The sequence below is a fragment of the Fontisubflavum oceani genome (assembly GCF_030407165.1).
Lineage (GTDB): Bacteria > Pseudomonadota > Alphaproteobacteria > Rhodobacterales > Rhodobacteraceae > Rhodophyticola > Rhodophyticola oceani.
In genome coordinates this window covers 2,615,791-2,632,463 of record NZ_CP129111.1, presented here as the reverse complement: position 1 = coordinate 2,632,463, position 16,673 = coordinate 2,615,791, and the positions used below count along the sequence as shown (strand labels likewise).

Below are 16,673 nucleotides of genomic sequence, written 5' to 3'. Positions count from 1 at the left end.
TGTCGCAAAATTCGAGAGGCTTCAATGCGCGAAGAGAGCGATATCCTGATCCACGATCCCAAAGGCGGCATGCCGCGCCTGCTGGAGATCATGCGGCGCTTGCGTGACCCGAACACCGGCTGCCCCTGGGATATCGAGCAGAGCTTTCAAACCATCGCGCCTTATACGATTGAGGAAGCCTATGAGGTCGCCGACGCGATTGAACGCGAAGCTTGGGACGAGCTTGAGGGCGAGCTGGGGGATCTCCTGTTGCAAGTGGTCTATCACGCCGAGATCGGGGCCGAGCGGGATCTGTTTGATTTCGCCTCCATCGCTGATGCCATTTCCGACAAGATGGTGGCGCGCCACCCGCATGTCTTCGGCAGCGAGAGCCGCGAGAAATCCGCCGAACAGCAGATACGGGATTGGGAGACGATCAAAGCCGCGGAGCGCGCGGGGAAAGCCCGCGGCGGGGTGCTTGACGATGTCGCGCTTCATCTGCCTGCGCTGATGCGGGCGGAGAAATTGCAAAAACGGGCCGCGCGGGTGGGATTTGATTGGCCTGAGATTGGCCAGGTGGTTGATAAAATCGCCGAAGAGGCCCGCGAATTGGCCGAGGCGCGGGATCACATGCCGCCTAAGAAAATCGCAGAGGAAATGGGGGATTTGCTTTTTGTGATGGCCAATCTCGCCCGTCATCTCAGCGTCGACGCCGAAGAGGCCCTCCGCGCTGCAAATGGCAAGTTCACGCGACGGTTCGCTTATATCGAAGCGGAGCTGGCCAATTTGGGCCGCACCCCTGCCGAGAGCGACCTGACCGAGATGGATGCGCTTTGGGATCAGGCAAAGGCAAACGGCTTGTAGCAGCGCGCCGCTTGCCCCGCCGCCGAAAGATCGGCATTGAGGCGGTTCAGCCGATTGGCTGAAGGGGAGTATCAGAGATGAGTGAGATAGCAGTGGCCCCGTCCTCAAACCCCGGTCGTGCGGCGATCTGGATGATCGGCGCGATCATCTCGTTCAGTGCAATGGCCGTTGCGGGCCGCGCCGTGGCCGTCGAACTCGATACGTTTGAGTTGATGACCTACCGATCAGCGGTCAGCCTGATCCTCGTGCTGGCGATTGGTGGGATGGCCGGCACGTTGGGGCAGATCACCCGGCGCAACTTGCGCCTACACGGCATCCGCAACCTGGCCCATTTCACCGGCCAAAACCTCTGGTTCTACGCCATTACGGTCGTGCCCCTGGCGCAAGTCTTCGCTCTGGAGTTCACCTCGCCCCTTTGGGTAATGATCTTGGCAGCCCTGTTTCTGGGCGAGCGCCTGACGCGGCTCAAAATCGGTGTGGGCATCTTGGGGTTTGTCGGCGTCTTGATTGTCTTGCAACCCGGCAGCGTGCCTCTGTCACCAGGGATGATCGCCGCCGCGCTGGCCGCTATCTGTTTTGCTGCGACCGCGATTTTCACCAAGTTCCTGACCCGCACCGAAAGCATCACCTGCATCCTGTTCTACCTCGCCACCATCCAATTGGCCTTTGGTCTGGTCGTCTGCCTGATCGATGGCGAGATGGCGCTACCAAGCCTGTCGGTTGCGCCATGGGTTGTCCTGGTTGGCATCGCGGGCTTGACGGCGCATTTCTGCATGACGATGGCGCTCAGCATTGCCCCCGCCAGCGTCGTCATGCCGGTTGACTTTGTCCGCCTGCCCGCCATCGCGCTGGTGGGCATGATCCTCTATGATGAGCCCCTGCAATTGGCGGTGTTTTTGGGCGCGGCATTAATCTTTGCTGCGAATTATGCGAATATCCTGGATGAAACGCGCCGCAATCGTGCCAGAAAGCAACTGTAACATATCTGACACAAATAACGGCGAATCTGGCCTGACCCTCACGTCAATAGCGACCTGACGCCAGGGAACATTTGACCCACGTAATAATCTTGCGCCTATCCTAGGTGCAGATTTGGGAAACATCTCTCGGGGAGGAGAGCAATGAGAATTTTCGTCGCAGCAAGCGCGGCCCTACTGGCCACCACATCCATCGCCGCCGCCGATCTGGCGCGCACCGATCAGTCCATGCGATTGTTGTTTGAAGAGGTTGGACCGTCCGGCAACTATGTGGAACTGTCCTTCGGCAGCGTCCGGCCCGAAGCCAACCCGGTCAGCACAAACCCCGGGATCGGTGGCCTGCCGAACCCACTTGATAACTACACGCTCCCAGGGCTTGGGTTTCTGCATCGTGTGAACGAGCAAGTCTCCTTCGCCTTAATCTACGACCAACCGTTTGGGGCCGACGTCCAATATCCTGGCTTCGCAACTACTATTCCAGCGGGATTGCCATTTTTTGGAGGCAATGCAACGGTTGAGACGGATGCTGTGACACTGGTTGGTCGTTACGAGTTCGGTAACGGATTTAGCATTCATGCCGGTGCGCGGGCATTGCAAGCGTCTGGTTCGATCTACACCAGCGTTGTCTCGCCCACGTTCAATCAACTCACGGGGTCCAGCGATACGGGGTATGGATATCTTGTGGGCGCTGCCTATGAGATGCCCGATATCGCTCTGCGCGTTGCGCTGACGTATAGCTCGGCAATTGAAGTGGGCTTTGATGCAACTGAGCAAACACTTATTGACCCGGAAACCGGCACTTCGGTGGCCCCGGCTGCATCGACGAGCTTTGAAGTTGAGTTCCCAGAAAGCTTGAACTTGGAGTTTCAAACAGGCGTAGCCCAAGACACCCTGCTTTTTGGGTCGATCCGGCATGTGTGGTGGGATGGGTTTAACTTGACCACCGGCGCAGGCGAGTACGTGAGCTTTACTTCCGATAGCACGACCTACAACATCGGCATCGGTCGCCGGTTTAACGAAAACTGGTCCGGCTCGATTGCCTATACCCATCGCACCGAAGGCACGATTCCGAGCGACTCCGCTCTGGCGCCAACAACCGGGCTGGATTCGATCACGCTCGCGGGCCAATACAGCATGGATGCGATGACGATCTCCGGTGGCATAACCTATGGCATACCGGGCGACCAGGTTATTGAGAACGCCTCTGGTCCTGTAAATGTCCGGGACAATGAGGTGGTGGCGATCGGCCTTCGCGTCGGATTCCGCTTCTAATCTCTGTTTCGCTTAAGATGACACCCCCGCGCATCGCGCGGGGGTTGTTCTTTGCCGCATGTTCCGGGTCGCGGGGATAGCGTCTGTTTGCTAGACCCCTGGCATGACACAGCAATCCCTTTCCACACGGGCCTGGGCAGAGATGGCGCTTCTGGCATTAATCTGGGGCGCCTCGTTTCTCGCAATCAAACTGGCCTTGGAAGAGGTGCCGGTGTTTACACTTGTCGCCCACCGGGTGTACTGGGCAACCCTGCTGCTTTGGATCTATGTCCTCTGGCGTGGCTTGGACATCCCCCGCAGTCCGAAGATTTGGGGGGCGTTTCTGATCATGGGGATCCTGAACAACATCATCCCCTTTACGCTCATGGCTTGGGGGCAGCAGTTCATCGAGACCGGCCTGACCTCGATCTTCAACGCCGCCACCGCGATTTTTGGTGTGCTTGTCGCCGCGATGTTCTTTCGCGATGAACGGCTCACCGTCCGCCGGGGGATCGGTGTCTGCATTGCCTTTGCCGGTGTGGCCGTGGCCATCGGGCTCGACAGCTTCGCCAGTTTCGACATTCGCAGCCTGGCGCAGCTCGCCGTGATCGGCGGCACTGTGTCCTACGCCTTCGCCGCAGCCTGGGCCCGTGGCTATCTTAGCGGGCTTGCGCCCCAAGTCGCCGCGGCGGGCATGTTGACCGGCGCGACCGTCATCATGCTGCCGCTGGCCTGGGTCATCGACGGCGCGCCGGAGATGCCGCAATTGCCCGTAACCTTCGCGGCCATCGGCTATTTCGCCATCCTCGGCACGGCGATTGCCTATCTGCTCTACTACCGCGTGCTCAGCATGGCGGGTAGCGGCAATGCGATGATCGTGACCCTGCTGATCCCGCCCGTAGCGATCATCCTTGGCGCGGTTGTCTTGGGCGAACGCTTGGCACCAGAGGCCTTCGCGGGCTTCACCCTGCTCGCTCTTGGGTTGATGATCCTTGATGGTCGGATGTTACAGATGTTCCGAAAATCGCGCGGGCCTGAAAAATCTTGATGACGATATTTGCCGCAAGCGCTAGGGGTTAGGCCTGTTTTACGAGGCGCCCGCGCATGACGCTGATCTATGAGACCCCACAGGCTTGGCTGGACGCGCCGGAGAAGCGTCTCTTGGTGTTCGGGATGTCCGGTCTGGGCAAGACCCATTTGGCGAACCTGCTCCGCAGCGCGGGCGACTGGTTTCATTACTCGATCGATTACCGCATCGGCACCGCCTATATGGGCGAACACATCGCCGACAATCTGGAGCGGATTGCGATGCAGACGCCGTTTCTGGCGGAACTGCTGCGCTCGGATTCGATCTATATCGGCTCCAACATCACTTTCGATAATCTCGCCCCACTCTCGACCTATCTGGGCAAACCCGGCGACCCTGCCAAAGGCGGCTTGCCGCTCGACGAATATGAACGCCGTCAGGCTCTGCATCGCCGCGCGGAAATCAACGCGCTTTTGGACACACCAAGTTTTATCGCCCGGGCGCGGGATCTCTATAACTACCCTCATTTCATCTGTGACACCGGCGGATCGATCTGCGAGGTTGTGACCCCGTCGGACCCGGACGACGATGTGCTGAGCACGCTCTCGGCGCATAGCCTGATGGTCTGGATCAGAGGCAGCGACGCGCATACGGACGACCTGATCCGGCGGTTCGATCAGGCGCCCAAGCCGATGTATTACCAGCCCGCATTTCTCATGGCTCAATGGCAGGCATATCTAAAAGAAAACAATGTATTGCCGGGTGATGTTGACCCGGATGCGTTTGTCCGTTTCGCCTATGCCAAAGCGCTGGCGCATCGCGCGCCACTGTATCAAGCGATGGCGGAAAACTGGGGCGTGACGGTTGAGGCCGATGAGGTTGCCACGATCCGCGACGCACATGATGCCACCGCACTGATCGCTCAAGCCCTTGGCAGGCGCGGTCAAACGGCCTAAATCCAGCCTTCGCCCGACGCGCCAAGGACCAGACAAATGCCCATCACGTTACCAGAATCCCTGCCCGCCTATGCCCAACTGGAGCGCGAAGGTGTCATGGTGATGGGTGAAAACCGCGCCGCGCGGCAGGATATTCGGCCCCTTCGCATTGGTCTGCTGAACCTGATGCCGAAGAAAATCCAAACCGAGACGCAGTTCGCCCGACTGATCGGCGCGACCCCGCTGCAAATCGATCTGAGCTTAATCCGCATGTCGGAACATCAGACCAAAACCACCGCTGCGGAGCATATGGAGGCGTTCTACCGCCCTTTCGCTGAGGTCGCGGCCTCAGGCGAAAAATTAGATGGGCTGATCATCACCGGCGCGCCGATTGAACATTTGCCGTTCGAAGAGGTGACCTATTGGGAGGAGTTGAAACAGGTCTTCGCCTGACCCAATCCCATGTGCATTCCACCTTCGGCGTGTGCTGGGGCGGCATGGCGATGATCCATCATTTTCATGACGTTCCAAAACATATGCTGTCAGAGAAGGCCTTCGGCTGTTTCCGGCATCGTAATCTCGCGCCTGCCTCGCCTTATCTTCGGGGCTTTTCCGACGACGTTCTAATCCCTGTTTCGCGTTGGACAGAGATGCGCGCCCCCGAAGTCGACGCGGCGGCCGGTCTCACAACATTGATTGGCAGTGATGAGGTTGGCCCCTGTTTGGTGGAGGACGCAGCGCACCGGGCGCTCTATATCTTCAATCATCTGGAATATGACAGCGGCACGCTGAAACAGGAGTATGATCGCGATGTGGAGGCCGGGACGCCAATTGCGGTGCCGGTGAACTACTACCCCGGGGATGACCCGACCCGCGACCCGACCAACCGCTGGCGCAGCCACGCCCATCTTCTCTATGGCAATTGGATCAATGAGATTTATCAAACGACCAGTTTCGATATGTCGAAGATCGGCACGTAATGTTCTGTTTGGGCTGGCCTTTCTTCTTGTCGCGGCTTGCGGCCGACTAGAGATGAGCGACCCGAACAGCCGGATCATCCAGGTTCAGGGCTTGGATATTCATGTTTGGGAGGCGGGCTCGGGGCCGACGGTTATCCTGCTCCATGGCGCGGGCGGGAATTTGAGAGACTTCACATTCCGTTTGGCCCCCGATCTTGCCGAAACCAATCGGGTCATTGCGTTTGATCGGCCCGGGCTTGGCTTGTCCGACGGGCTCGGGCGCGGCAATGAAAGCCCGGCGGATCAGGCGGCCTTGCTCGCCCAAGCTGCGGCGCAGTTGAATGTGACACAAGCGGTGATTGTAGGCCATTCCTATGGCGGCGCCGTCGCGATGGCTTGGGCGCTGAACCATCCCGATCAGGCGGCCGCCGTGGTCTCCTTGGCGGGCGCAACCCAACCCTGGGAGGGCGGCTTGGAGGCGTTCTATCCGATCACCGCCTCACGGCTCGGCGGCATCACGATTGTACCGCTCATCGCAAATCTGGCCCCGCGCGGCGCAACCCGGAACGCGATCACCGGCATATTTGATCCGGACCCCGTGCCTAATGGCTATTTCGACCATATCCGCCCCGAATTGACCCTGCAAAGCGCGGTTCTGCGGGCCAATGGCCGACAGGTGAACAGCCTTCTGACCCATGTGACCGAGATGTCGGAGCGCTATCACACGCTCACCCTGCCCTTGGAAATTGTCCATGGGACGGCGGACGATACCGTGCCCCTGGCCACCCATTCCGAGCCGCTCGCAGCCCAGGTGCCGGGCGCCAATTTGACGGTTCTCCAAGGGGTTGGCCATATGCCCCACCACGCTGACCCCGATGCCGCACTCGCCGCAATTCAGCGTGCCGTGAGCCGCGCCGGATTGCGCTAAGCCGGTCCGACCGCCATATTGAACCCAGGGACGAGCAGAATAAAGAGGCAGCGCATGGGTAAACCCTTCGATGGCGCGATCAGCCAGTTTTACCGCGAAGAGGCGCCGGAGCAGATCCGCGCGGCGATTAAGAACGCAGAGAAAAACAGCGTCTTGGACGCGAGCTACCCCTATGACACCCGGATGGACAAAGCGGCCTATGAGGCCGACCTGAAGGCGCTGCAGATCGAACTGGTGAAATGCCACGCCTGGGTTCGCGATACTGGCCAACGCATCGCCGTGGTCTTCGAAGGACGCGACGCGGCGGGCAAAGGCGGCGCAATCAAACGCGTGCGGGAGAACCTCAACCCGCGTGTGGCCAGCGTCGTCGCACTTTCAAAACCCACGGATCGTGAAGCCAGCCAATGGTATTTTCAGCGTTATATCCACCATCTCCCCGCCGCGGGCGAGATCCGGCTGTTTGACCGCAGCTGGTACAATCGCGGTGTGGTCGAGCATGTGTTTGGCTTCTGCACGCCCGAGCAGCGCAATGTGTTTTTCCACCAATTGCCCGATTTCGAGCAAATGCTGGTCGCAGATGGTATCCATCTGGTTAAGATTTGGCTGAATATCGGCCGGGCGGAACAACTGCGCCGGTTCCTCGACCGCGAGAAAGACCCGCTGAAGCAATGGAAGCTGAGCTGGATCGATGTCGAAGGTCTGAAGAAATGGAACGCTTATTCCGATGCGATCGGCCAGACCTTGAGCTTGGGTCATACGGCGGATGCGCCCTGGACCGTGGTCCGCTCCGATGACAAACGCCGCGCGCGGCTCTCGGTGATCCGGCAAATCCTCTCAGGCCTGCCTTATGACGGGCGCAAGGATAAGGTTGTGTCGCACCCAGACCCCGAGATTTGCGGCGGGCCAGAGATGTGGGCAGATCGCGCCCATGCCTAAACGCGGGTATCATCACGGCAATCTGCGCCAAGCCCTTGTTGAGGCCGCCCTTGTGCTGATTGAGCAGAAGGGGCCGACCGGTTGGACCCTGTCCGAGGCCGCTAAAAACGCTGGCGTGACGCCCGCGGCAGTTTATCGGCACTTTGAGGGGCGCGAGGATTTGATTGCCGAAGGCGCGCGGCAAGGCCATGAAATCTTTGCCGATTTGATGGAGTTTGCGTTTAACGAGGGCAAACCGACGGCGCTCGCCGCCTTTGAAGCCACCGGGCGCGCCTATCTCGCCTTTGCGCGCAAATATCCCGGCCATTACATGGCGATGTTTGAAAGCGGGCTCTCGGCCAATCAGACGCCGGAACTGGCCGCCGCCGCCACCAAATCCCGTGATGTATTGGAACGCGCGGCAGAAGCCCTGTCGGAGCATATCCCGCCTGGCAAACGCCCGCCGCCCTCGATGTTCAGCGCGCATATCTGGGCGTTGAGCCATGGCGTGGTCGAACTTTTCGCCCGAGGCCGCCCGGGTGGTAATGCACCCTTCCCGCCCGAAGACCTGTTGGAAAGCGGGATCGGGATCTACCTACGCGGTTTGGGGCTGATTGCGCCTGACCAATAAGAGCCGCGCCGGGCGCATCTGTTCCGATGCCTCCGGCGGGGATATTTGGGAAGCAGAGAAGGCACGACCGTGCAGCGCCGCGGCAGCGTTACTCTGCGGCTTCGGCCAGGGGGGCGCCGCCCGCCTGGAAACTGGCGAGCAGATCGGTTCGTTGCTTGGCCGCTTTCTCTGCGTTTTTCTCCTTCACCGGGCCGAAGCCGCGAATGCTCAAGGGCAGTTCAGCCAGCGCGACGGCGATATCCAGCGTTTCCGGGCTGACCTTCGGCAAAACCTCGGCCATGTCCCGCTCATATTCAGTGATCAGGGCCCGCTCCACCTTGCGTTCCGCCGTATAGCCAAACGGGTTGAACGGCGTGCCGCGGAGCGGTTTCATCCGGGCCAGCAGCTTGTAGGCCGTGCTGATCCAGGCGCCAAACTCGCGTTTCTTTGGGCGCCCGGCAGGGTCTTTTCCCGGGAAAAGCGGCGGGGCCAGGTGATAGGTGAATTTCAGATCGCCATCGAACTGGGCCCGCGCCTTGGCTTCGGTATCCAAATGCAAGCGCGCGACCTCAAATTCGTCCTTGTAAGACAAGAGCTTATGATAGCCCTTTGCCACCGCTTCCTTCAGACGCAAGTCATCGATACCATCGACCAGCTTACGGTAGCGTTTGGCCAGCGCCGCGTTTTGATACTGCACCAGGTGATCGCTGCGGAACGCGATTTTTTCGTCGAGCGACTTCGGCTTCTCGATCATCGTCGGCTTGTGCAGCTTCGTCACCTCTCGCGGGTTAAGATGCGCCCAACGGCCCAACTCAAACGCGCGTTTGTTGCGTTCGATCGCTGTGCCGTTCAGCTCGATTGCCGCCAAGATCGCCTCATAGCTGAGCGGCACCAGGCCCATCTGCCAAGCTGCGCCAAAGGTCATCATGTTGGAATAAATCGAGTCGCCCATCAGGACACGCGCCAGTTCGGTGGCATCAAAAAGGCTCAACCGGTCGCGGAGACGGGCTTGAAGGGCGACCTCTAAGTCTTTCCCTGGAATGCGGAATTCTGCGTTGAGTGTGAAGTCGCCCGTGGTGATTTCATGAGAATTCACGGCGGCCCCAGTGCGCCCTGTCGTCATCAAGCCAAGGGTTTTCGCCCCGGCCGAGACGACCAAGTCGCCGCCGATGACGGCGTCCGCCTCTCCGGTCGCGACACGGATCGCAGAGATATCGTCGGGCGCATTGGCCAAGCGCAGATGGATGTGCACCGCCCCACCTTTTTGCGCCAAGCCCGCCATCTCGATCATACCGGCACCTTTGCCGTCGATCTGCGCCGCCTGCGCCATGATCGCGCCAATGGTGACCACGCCGGTCCCGCCAACGCCGGTGATGACAACGTTATGAGTCCCATCGATCTCAGGCAGTGTCGGCATCGCCAACTCGCCTATATCGACCTCGGCGGTTGCTTGTTTCTTCACCTGCGCGCCCTCGATGGTCACAAAAGACGGGCAGAACCCTTTGACGCAGGAGAAATCCTTGTTGCAAGTCGATTGATCAATGGCGCGTTTGCGCCCCAACTCGGTTTCGACCGGAACAATCGAGACGCAGTTCGACTGCACCCCACAATCGCCGCAGCCCTCGCAGACATCGGTGTTGATAAAGACCCGTTTGTCGATATCTGGGAAGGTGCCGCGCTTCCGGCGGCGGCGTTTTTCGGCGGCACAGGTCTGAATGAAGATAATGGCCGAGACGCCCTCAACCTCTTTCATCCGGTCCTGCACATTCATCAACTCATCGCGTTCATAGCGCGGTAGGCCTTTTGGAAAGCCTGAGAAATCAATGTCTTCCTTGGGGTCGTAAATCAATGCGATGTCTTTGACGCCCATCGCGACAAGTTCCTGGGCAATCTGCTGCGGGCTGAGGTCGCCCTCATTATCCTGCCCGCCGGTCATCGCGACCGCGTCATTATAGAGGATCTTGTAAGTGATGTTGGTCTTGGCCGCCAAGGCGGCGCGGATCGCCAGGATGCCGGAGTGGTTGTACGTGCCTTCTCCGAGGTTCTGGAACACATGCGGGCGTTTGGAAAACGGCGCTTCGCCAACCCAGTTCACGCCTTCGGCGCCCATATGGGTATAGCCTTCGGTGTTCCGATCCATCCAGAGTGCCATCACGTGGCAGCCGATACCCGCCCCCGCGCGCGATCCTTCGGGCACTTTGGTCGAGGTGTTGTGCGGGCAGCCCGAGCAGAACCAGGGCGTCCGCTGCGCCAGATCCGGGGCGTTATCGGCCCTGCGCGCCTCAATGATATTGGCGATCCCGGCTTCGATCCGGTCAGTCCGGCGCCCCTCTTCGATGAGGATGTTGCCCAGCTTCTCGGCGATATCGAGCGGGTCGAGCGCATAATGCGATGGGAAAAGGATCGGCCCATCGCCACCCTTCTTATAGCCATAGACGCGGCGACCGCGCCGGTCGTCGAAGATCGCCTCTTTGATCTGCACCTCGATCAGCTTGCGCTTTTCTTCCACCACGACGATCAAATCCAGACCTTCGGCCCAGGCATGCACACCCTTCATATCGATCGGCCAGGTCTGCGCGATCTTATAGGTGGTGATGCCAAGCCGCTCAGCCTCGGCCGCGTCGATCCCAAGCAATTCCAGCGCATGAACCAGGTCGAGCCAGTTCTTGCCCGCCGCGACGAAGCCAATCTTGGCCCCTGGTTTGCCAAGAACGCGTTTATCGATCTTGTTGATATGCGCGAATTCTTCGGCGGCGAAGCGCTTGTATTCCAAAAGCCGCTTCTCTTGATCGATCCAATGATCATTGAGGCGGATATTGAGCCCGCCGGGCGGCATCTCAAACTCCGGCGTCACGAACTGCATCCGGTCGGGGCGGCCATCGACGACACCGGTGGCTTCCACCGTGTCTTTCATCACCTTCAATCCAACCCAAACGCCCGCAAACCGGCTGAGCGCGAAGCCATATGCACCGTAATCCAGGATTTCCTGAACCCCGGCGGGGCTGAGAACCGGCATGTGCACATCCACCATCGCCCAATCCGATTGGTGGCAGGTGGTGGAGCTTTCGCCGGTGTGATCGTCCCCCATGGCCATGATCACCCCGCCATGGGCCGAGGTGCCAGCCATGTTCACATGGCGCATCGCATCGCCGGAGCGGTCGACGCCGGGCCCCTTGCCGTACCAGAGGCCAAAGACACCGTCATATTTGCCTTCGCCCCGCAGCTCTGCCTGCTGGCTGCCCCAAAGCGAGGTGGCCGCAAGGTCTTCGTTCAAGCCGGGTTGAAAGAGAATGTCAGAGGCTTCCAGGTGTTTCTGCGCCCGCGCCATCTGCAAATCCACCGCGCCAAGGGGGAGCCGCGGTAGCCCGTCACATAACCGCCCGTGTTCAGCCCCGCCGCCCGGTCACGCTCTTTCTGCGCGATCATCAGGCGAACCAGCGCCTGCGTGCCGTTCAACAGCACGGGCGATTTGGTGAGATCAAAGCGGTCTTCTAGCGAAACATGCTGGACGCCCATTCGGTCCTCCCCTCCCGGAATGATGTCAATGCAACAAGTATAGGTCAAAAGTGCTGACCTGAAAACCCATTTCTGCCAAGGCCGACTTCAATTCCCCGTTTGCAAGACCTGCCCGACCCGTTATCTGTCTGAAAGCGCGACAATGATGGCGCTATCAAAGGGAGACGGGAGATGGACTGGGACAAGCTGCGGATCTTTCATGCCGTGGCCGATGCGGGCAGCCTGACCCATGCCGGGGACTCGCTGCATCTGAGCCAATCCGCCGTCAGCCGACAGATTCGCGCGCTGGAAGAAAGCCTGAACACGACGCTGTTTCACCGTCATGCCCGCGGCCTCATCCTGACCGAACAGGGCGAGTTGCTGTTTGATGCCACCCGGTCGATGTCAAAACGGCTGGATGCCGCCGCCGCGCGCATTCGGGACAGCGAGGAAGAGGTGTTTGGCGAGTTGCGCGTGACGACGACCATCGGCTTCGGTTCTCTTTGGCTCGCGCCGCGACTGCCGCAGCTTTATGACAAATACCCGCACCTGAAGATCGACCTCATGCTTGAGGAACGCTTGCTCGACTTGCCAATGCGGGAGGCGGACGTGGCGATCCGAATGAAAGAGCCGTCTCAGGCCGATCTGATCCGCCGCCGACTGATGACGATCAACATGCGCCTCTTCGCCTCGCCACGTTATCTGGAAGCGCATGGCACGCCGGTCTCGCTCGACGACATGCGCGACCATCGTTTGATCAGCCAAAACGTGCAAAGCGCCCAAGTTAGCGCGGGCGCCGTGCTCGTTCGCGAGGTGATGTCGCATGAGATCGGCAGTTTTTTGACCGTCAATAACTATTTTGGCGTGTTGCAAGGGGTGATCCACGACTTGGGCATTGGCGTTTTGCCCGATTACCTGGCCGAGGATTTCCCCGAACTGGTCCATGTCCTCCCGGAAGTGGAAAGCAACGAAGTCCCTGTTTTCCTTGCCTATCCCGAGGAATTGCGCCACTCGAAACGGATCGAAGTGTTCCGTGATTTTGTCTCCGACGAGGTCATTGCCTATCGTCGTCGGCGACGCGATGCGGTGGCATCTGACGCAACGTAAAGATGTGGGCTATGCGCCACAGACATAGCGGGATTGCAGCGGCGTAGCCGAAAACCCCTTGAACGATTCTAACCTGCTGACTAATTGGGCAGTAGTGGATGATTGAGTGCAAACGACATCATCCCTACCTCCCTGTTGGACTTTGGCCGAGATTCGTCTCGGCCTTTTTTTTGGCAAATGGGGGTGCAGATGCCCGTTTCGATGGTGGAAACAAACCCGGCAGATTTTGACGATTGGCCCGATCTGTTCACTCTTCTCGCGGCCTGTTTCGGCCCGATGGAGGGCCAGATTACCCCGCCCTCCTCTTTCACGCGGATGACACCAGAAAGCCTCCGCGCGATGGCGGCGCAACGCGATATCTTCCTGATCCGTGCACCGAAACCGATCGTCTGCCTATTCGGTCAGACCCAAGGAAGCGCATACTATCTCAGCAAACTCGCCACCGCCCACGAACATCGCGGCCAGGGGTTGGCCCGCGCGTTGATCGAGGCTGCCTCGACCCGCGCCAAGTCTCTCGACTGCACCGCTTTGACGCTGCAAACCCGGGTTGAGCTCATCGAAAACCATACCACCTTCCGCGCCCTCGGCTTCACCCAGACCGGCCAAACCTGCCATCCCGGATTTGACCGCCCCACATCGCTGACCTTCCGCCGCGCGCTTTGACCCCCTTCCCCCCTCGGCCCCATGGCCTAAAGACGGGCGCAAACAAGTTTGGGGACAGTCTCATCATGCAAGACCCGGCCATCACGCCCGATCTGATTGCGGCCCACGGGCTGAGCGACGAGGAATATGCCAGCATCCTCGAGATTATCGGGCGGGAGCCGAGCTTCACCGAGCTGGGGATTTTCTCAGCCATGTGGAACGAACACTGCTCCTATAAGTCGTCAAAGAAATGGCTCCGCACCCTGCCGACGGACGGCCCGCAAGTGATCTGCGGCCCCGGAGAAAACGCGGGCGTGGTCGATATTGGCGATGGTCAGGCGGTGGTCTTCAAAATGGAGAGCCACAACCACCCGTCTTACATCGAGCCTTATCAAGGCGCGGCGACGGGCGTTGGCGGTATCCTGCGCGATGTGTTCACCATGGGCGCCCGCCCGATCGCGGCGATGAACGCGCTCAGCTTTGGCGAACCCTCGCATCCGAAAACCCGGCAATTGGTCCATGGCGTGGTCGAAGGCGTCGGCGGCTATGGCAATTGCTTCGGTGTGCCCACCGTGGGCGGCGAGGTTCGCTTCCACGCCGCCTATAACGGCAACTGCCTGGTTAACGCTTTTGCGGCGGGCTTGGCCGATGCGGATAAGATTTTCTATTCCGCTGCCTCCGGCGTTGGCATGCCAGTGGTCTATCTCGGCGCGAAAACCGGGCGCGACGGGGTTGGCGGCGCGACAATGGCCTCCGCCGAATTCGACGACACGATTGAAGAGAAACGCCCCACGGTCCAGGTCGGTGACCCATTCACCGAAAAGCGCCTGCTCGAAGCTTGCTTGGAGCTGATGCAGACCGGTGCTGTGATCTCGATCCAAGATATGGGCGCTGCGGGCCTGACCTGCTCCGCCGTTGAAATGGGCGACAAAGGCCATCTTGGCATCAAGCTTGAACTCGACCGCGTGCCGGTGCGCGAAGAAAACATGACCGCCTATGAGATGATGCTCTCGGAATCTCAGGAGCGCATGCTCATGGTGCTGAACCCCGAGCTGGAGGCCGAAGCCAAAGCGGTGTTCGAGAAATGGGACCTGGATTTCGCCATCGTGGGCGAAACCATCGCCGAGGATCGTTTTCTGATCCAACATGGCAATACGGTGAAAGCCGATCTGCCGCTGTCGAAACTCGCCTCGACCGCGCCGGAATATGACCGCCCCTGGACCCCGACCGAGCCCGCGCCGGAGATGGACCCGGTACCCGAGATCGACCCGATCGACGGGCTAAAGGCGCTTCTGGCCTCGCCCAATTACGCGGGCAAGCAATGGGTCTATGAACAATATGACTCGATGGTCATGGCCGACACGATCCGCAGTCCGGGCCAAGGCGCAGGCGTTGTGCGGGTCCATGGCACCGACAAGGCGCTGGCCTTCACGTCGGATGTAACGCCCCGATATGTGAAGGCGAACCCGGTCGAAGGTGGCAAACAAGCCGTGGCGGAAGCCTATCGCAACCTGACCGCCATCGGGGCGAAACCATTGGCCAGCACCGACAACCTGAATTTCGGCAATCCGGAGAAGCCAGAGATCATGGGCCAGTTCGTCGGCGCGATCAAAGGTATCGGCGCAGCCTGTGCGGCGCTGGATATGCCGATCGTTTCGGGCAATGTCTCGCTCTACAATGAGACCGATGGCCAAGGCATCTTGCCAACGCCCACCATCGGCGCGGTCGGCCTATTGGAGCATATCGACGATCTGATCGGCGGGCAGGTGCGCGACGGGCATCTGGCCATTCTGGTCGGTGACACGCAAGGCCATCTGGGTCAATCCGCCCTTCTGGCCGAAGTCTTCAACCGCGAAGACGGCGATGCGCCGACGGTTGATCTGGAGGCCGAGGCGCGCCATGGCGACTTCATCCGTGACAATCGAGACTGGGTTGATGTCTGCACCGATCTCTCCGATGGCGGGTTGGCGCTCGCGGCGTTTGAACTGGCTGAAGCTGCGGGGGTCGGCGTTACCCTAGACGCCAGCGACATGGGCACGCTCTTCGGCGAAGATCAGGCGCGCTATCTCATCGCCTGCTCTTATGACAAAGCTGAGGCGCTGATGGTCGCCGCAGGTCAGGCCAATGTGCCGCTGACCACAGTCGGTCGATTTGGCGGCGATGGTGTGCGGATCGGCGGTTCCGAGGCGCCCTCTCTGAGCTCACCGACCTCTACCGGAGCGCTTTCGCTAACGTCTTTGCCTGAGGCACGACATTCCCGATTCTGTCCCAGCCATCGGCTTGCACGGGTCGGGTTGCCTCTCTATCTTCACAAGTGAAACAGTCAGGGATTACTGAATGGCCATCTCCGCCCACGATATCGAGACGCTGATCCGCGAGAGCTTTCCTAATGCCACAATAGTCGTGCAAGGCGATGACGGCGCGCATTTCGCGGCGGAAGTGATCGATGAAAGCTTTCGCGGCAAGAACCGTGTTCAACAACAACGCGCGGTTTACGCAGCATTGAAAGGCAAAATGGACGGCAGTCAAGGCGAGTTACATGCATTAGCTTTGACAACCAAAGCACCGGAATAAAAGGAAAATGCGACATGAGCGCAGAAGATACGATCAAAGAGACCGTCGCCACCAATGATGTGGTGCTGTTCATGAAAGGCACAAAAGCGATGCCGCAATGCGGGTTCTCCTCTCGCGTGGCCGGGGTGCTAAATTTCATGGGCGTGGATTATTCGGATGTGAATGTCTTGGCCGATGAGGAGATCCGTCAGGGCATCAAGGACTATTCCGACTGGCCGACAATCCCGCAGCTTTATGTCAAAGGCGAGTTTGTCGGCGGCTGTGACATCATCACCGAGATGACACTGTCGGGCGAGTTGGATCAACTCTTCGACACCGAAGGCGTCACCTATGACAAGGCCGCGGCGGACAAAATCCGCGAGGCGAATGCCTGACGGCATCCGGCTGGGGGCGCTGCCCCCAGACCCCCG

Annotated in this window: 12 protein-coding genes and 3 pseudogenes; 14 read left to right on the top strand and 1 reads right to left on the bottom strand. The window is 59.7% G+C overall.

Going from position 1 to position 16,673, the window contains the following annotated elements; all coding sequences use genetic code 11:
- Positions 1 to 24 precede the first annotated feature (24 nt).
- The 9 genes and pseudogenes from mazG to QTA57_RS13400 all read left to right on the top strand — a co-directional run bounded on the left by mazG (position 25) and on the right by QTA57_RS13400 (position 8,466).
- Positions 25 to 843 (top strand): nucleoside triphosphate pyrophosphohydrolase, encoded by an 819-nt coding sequence (gene mazG / locus QTA57_RS13440; RefSeq protein ID WP_290151946.1) that lies wholly within the window; start codon positions 25 to 27, stop codon positions 841 to 843.
- 77 nt (positions 844 to 920) lie between these two features.
- Complete coding sequence (locus QTA57_RS13435; RefSeq protein ID WP_290151945.1) at positions 921 to 1,823, top strand: DMT family transporter; 903 nt, start codon at positions 921 to 923, stop codon at positions 1,821 to 1,823.
- Between the two features lie 141 nt (positions 1,824 to 1,964).
- The gene (locus tag QTA57_RS13430) at positions 1,965 to 3,092 is read left to right on the top strand and encodes an OmpP1/FadL family transporter (protein WP_290151944.1); all 1,128 of its coding nucleotides are present in this window, start codon (positions 1,965 to 1,967) and stop codon (positions 3,090 to 3,092) included.
- A gap of 103 nt (positions 3,093 to 3,195) precedes the next feature.
- A complete protein-coding gene (locus QTA57_RS13425) occupies positions 3,196 to 4,119 on the top strand; it encodes a DMT family transporter (protein ID WP_290151943.1) in 924 nt (307 codons plus the stop codon).
- A 62-nt stretch (positions 4,120 to 4,181) separates the two neighbouring features.
- The gene (locus QTA57_RS13420) at positions 4,182 to 5,054 is read left to right on the top strand and encodes an ATPase (protein ID WP_290154920.1); all 873 of its coding nucleotides are present in this window, start codon (positions 4,182 to 4,184) and stop codon (positions 5,052 to 5,054) included.
- 36 nt (positions 5,055 to 5,090) lie between these two features.
- Positions 5,091 to 6,013, top strand: a pseudogene (locus tag QTA57_RS13415) (homoserine O-succinyltransferase).
- Positions 6,014 to 6,065: 52 nt separating this feature from the next.
- Positions 6,066 to 6,920, top strand: a complete 855-nt coding sequence (locus QTA57_RS13410; protein WP_290151942.1) for an alpha/beta fold hydrolase — start codon at positions 6,066 to 6,068, stop codon at positions 6,918 to 6,920.
- A 54-nt stretch (positions 6,921 to 6,974) separates the two neighbouring features.
- Positions 6,975 to 7,856, top strand: coding sequence for a polyphosphate kinase 2 (ppk2, locus tag QTA57_RS13405; RefSeq protein WP_290151941.1), 882 nt, complete (start codon positions 6,975 to 6,977; stop codon positions 7,854 to 7,856).
- A complete protein-coding gene (locus tag QTA57_RS13400) occupies positions 7,849 to 8,466 on the top strand; it encodes a TetR/AcrR family transcriptional regulator (protein WP_171559794.1) in 618 nt (205 codons plus the stop codon). Before ppk2 ends, QTA57_RS13400 begins: the two co-directional genes overlap by 8 nt.
- 88 nt (positions 8,467 to 8,554) lie before the next feature.
- On the opposite strand, the pseudogene QTA57_RS13395 reads toward QTA57_RS13400, so the two are convergent.
- Positions 8,555 to 11,961 (bottom strand): annotated as a pseudogene (locus tag QTA57_RS13395) (indolepyruvate ferredoxin oxidoreductase family protein).
- Between the two features lie 171 nt (positions 11,962 to 12,132).
- Here QTA57_RS13395 and QTA57_RS13390 point away from each other — a divergent pair.
- From QTA57_RS13390 to grxD, 5 genes and pseudogenes are all read left to right on the top strand, one after another.
- Positions 12,133 to 13,047, top strand: a complete 915-nt coding sequence (locus QTA57_RS13390; protein WP_171559799.1) for a LysR family transcriptional regulator — start codon at positions 12,133 to 12,135, stop codon at positions 13,045 to 13,047.
- A 189-nt stretch (positions 13,048 to 13,236) separates the two neighbouring features.
- Positions 13,237 to 13,710 carry a GNAT family N-acetyltransferase gene (locus QTA57_RS13385; RefSeq protein WP_290151940.1) on the top strand — a complete coding sequence of 158 codons (474 nt, stop codon included), beginning with the start codon at positions 13,237 to 13,239 and terminating at the stop codon, positions 13,708 to 13,710.
- 65 nt (positions 13,711 to 13,775) lie between these two features.
- Positions 13,776 to 15,934, top strand: a pseudogene (gene purL / locus QTA57_RS13380) (phosphoribosylformylglycinamidine synthase subunit PurL).
- A 92-nt stretch (positions 15,935 to 16,026) separates the two neighbouring features.
- Entirely contained in the window at positions 16,027 to 16,263 is a 237-nt protein-coding gene (locus QTA57_RS13375; RefSeq protein WP_171559804.1) for a BolA/IbaG family iron-sulfur metabolism protein, read from the top strand.
- A 14-nt stretch (positions 16,264 to 16,277) separates the two neighbouring features.
- Positions 16,278 to 16,637, top strand: coding sequence for a Grx4 family monothiol glutaredoxin (gene grxD / locus QTA57_RS13370; protein ID WP_290151939.1), 360 nt, complete (start codon positions 16,278 to 16,280; stop codon positions 16,635 to 16,637).
- Positions 16,638 to 16,673 lie beyond the last annotated feature (36 nt).

Excerpts from the sequence above, each read along its gene's own strand:
- grxD (WP_290151939.1), top strand. The coding sequence starts at position 16,278 with ATGAGCGCAGAAGATACGATCAAAGAGACCGTCGCCACCAATGATGTG.
- QTA57_RS13390 (WP_171559799.1), top strand. The coding sequence starts at position 12,133 with ATGGACTGGGACAAGCTGCGGATCTTTCATGCCGTGGCCGATGCGGGC.
- QTA57_RS13385 (WP_290151940.1), top strand. The coding sequence starts at position 13,237 with ATGCCCGTTTCGATGGTGGAAACAAACCCGGCAGATTTTGACGATTGG.
- QTA57_RS13425 (WP_290151943.1), top strand. The coding sequence starts at position 3,196 with ATGACACAGCAATCCCTTTCCACACGGGCCTGGGCAGAGATGGCGCTT.
- ppk2 (WP_290151941.1), top strand. The coding sequence starts at position 6,975 with ATGGGTAAACCCTTCGATGGCGCGATCAGCCAGTTTTACCGCGAAGAG.
- QTA57_RS13430 (WP_290151944.1), top strand. The coding sequence starts at position 1,965 with ATGAGAATTTTCGTCGCAGCAAGCGCGGCCCTACTGGCCACCACATCC.
- QTA57_RS13375 (WP_171559804.1), top strand. The coding sequence starts at position 16,027 with ATGGCCATCTCCGCCCACGATATCGAGACGCTGATCCGCGAGAGCTTT.
- mazG (WP_290151946.1), top strand. The coding sequence starts at position 25 with ATGCGCGAAGAGAGCGATATCCTGATCCACGATCCCAAAGGCGGCATG.
- QTA57_RS13435 (WP_290151945.1), top strand. The coding sequence starts at position 921 with ATGAGTGAGATAGCAGTGGCCCCGTCCTCAAACCCCGGTCGTGCGGCG.
- QTA57_RS13410 (WP_290151942.1), top strand. The coding sequence starts at position 6,066 with ATGAGCGACCCGAACAGCCGGATCATCCAGGTTCAGGGCTTGGATATT.
- QTA57_RS13400 (WP_171559794.1), top strand. The coding sequence starts at position 7,849 with ATGCCTAAACGCGGGTATCATCACGGCAATCTGCGCCAAGCCCTTGTT.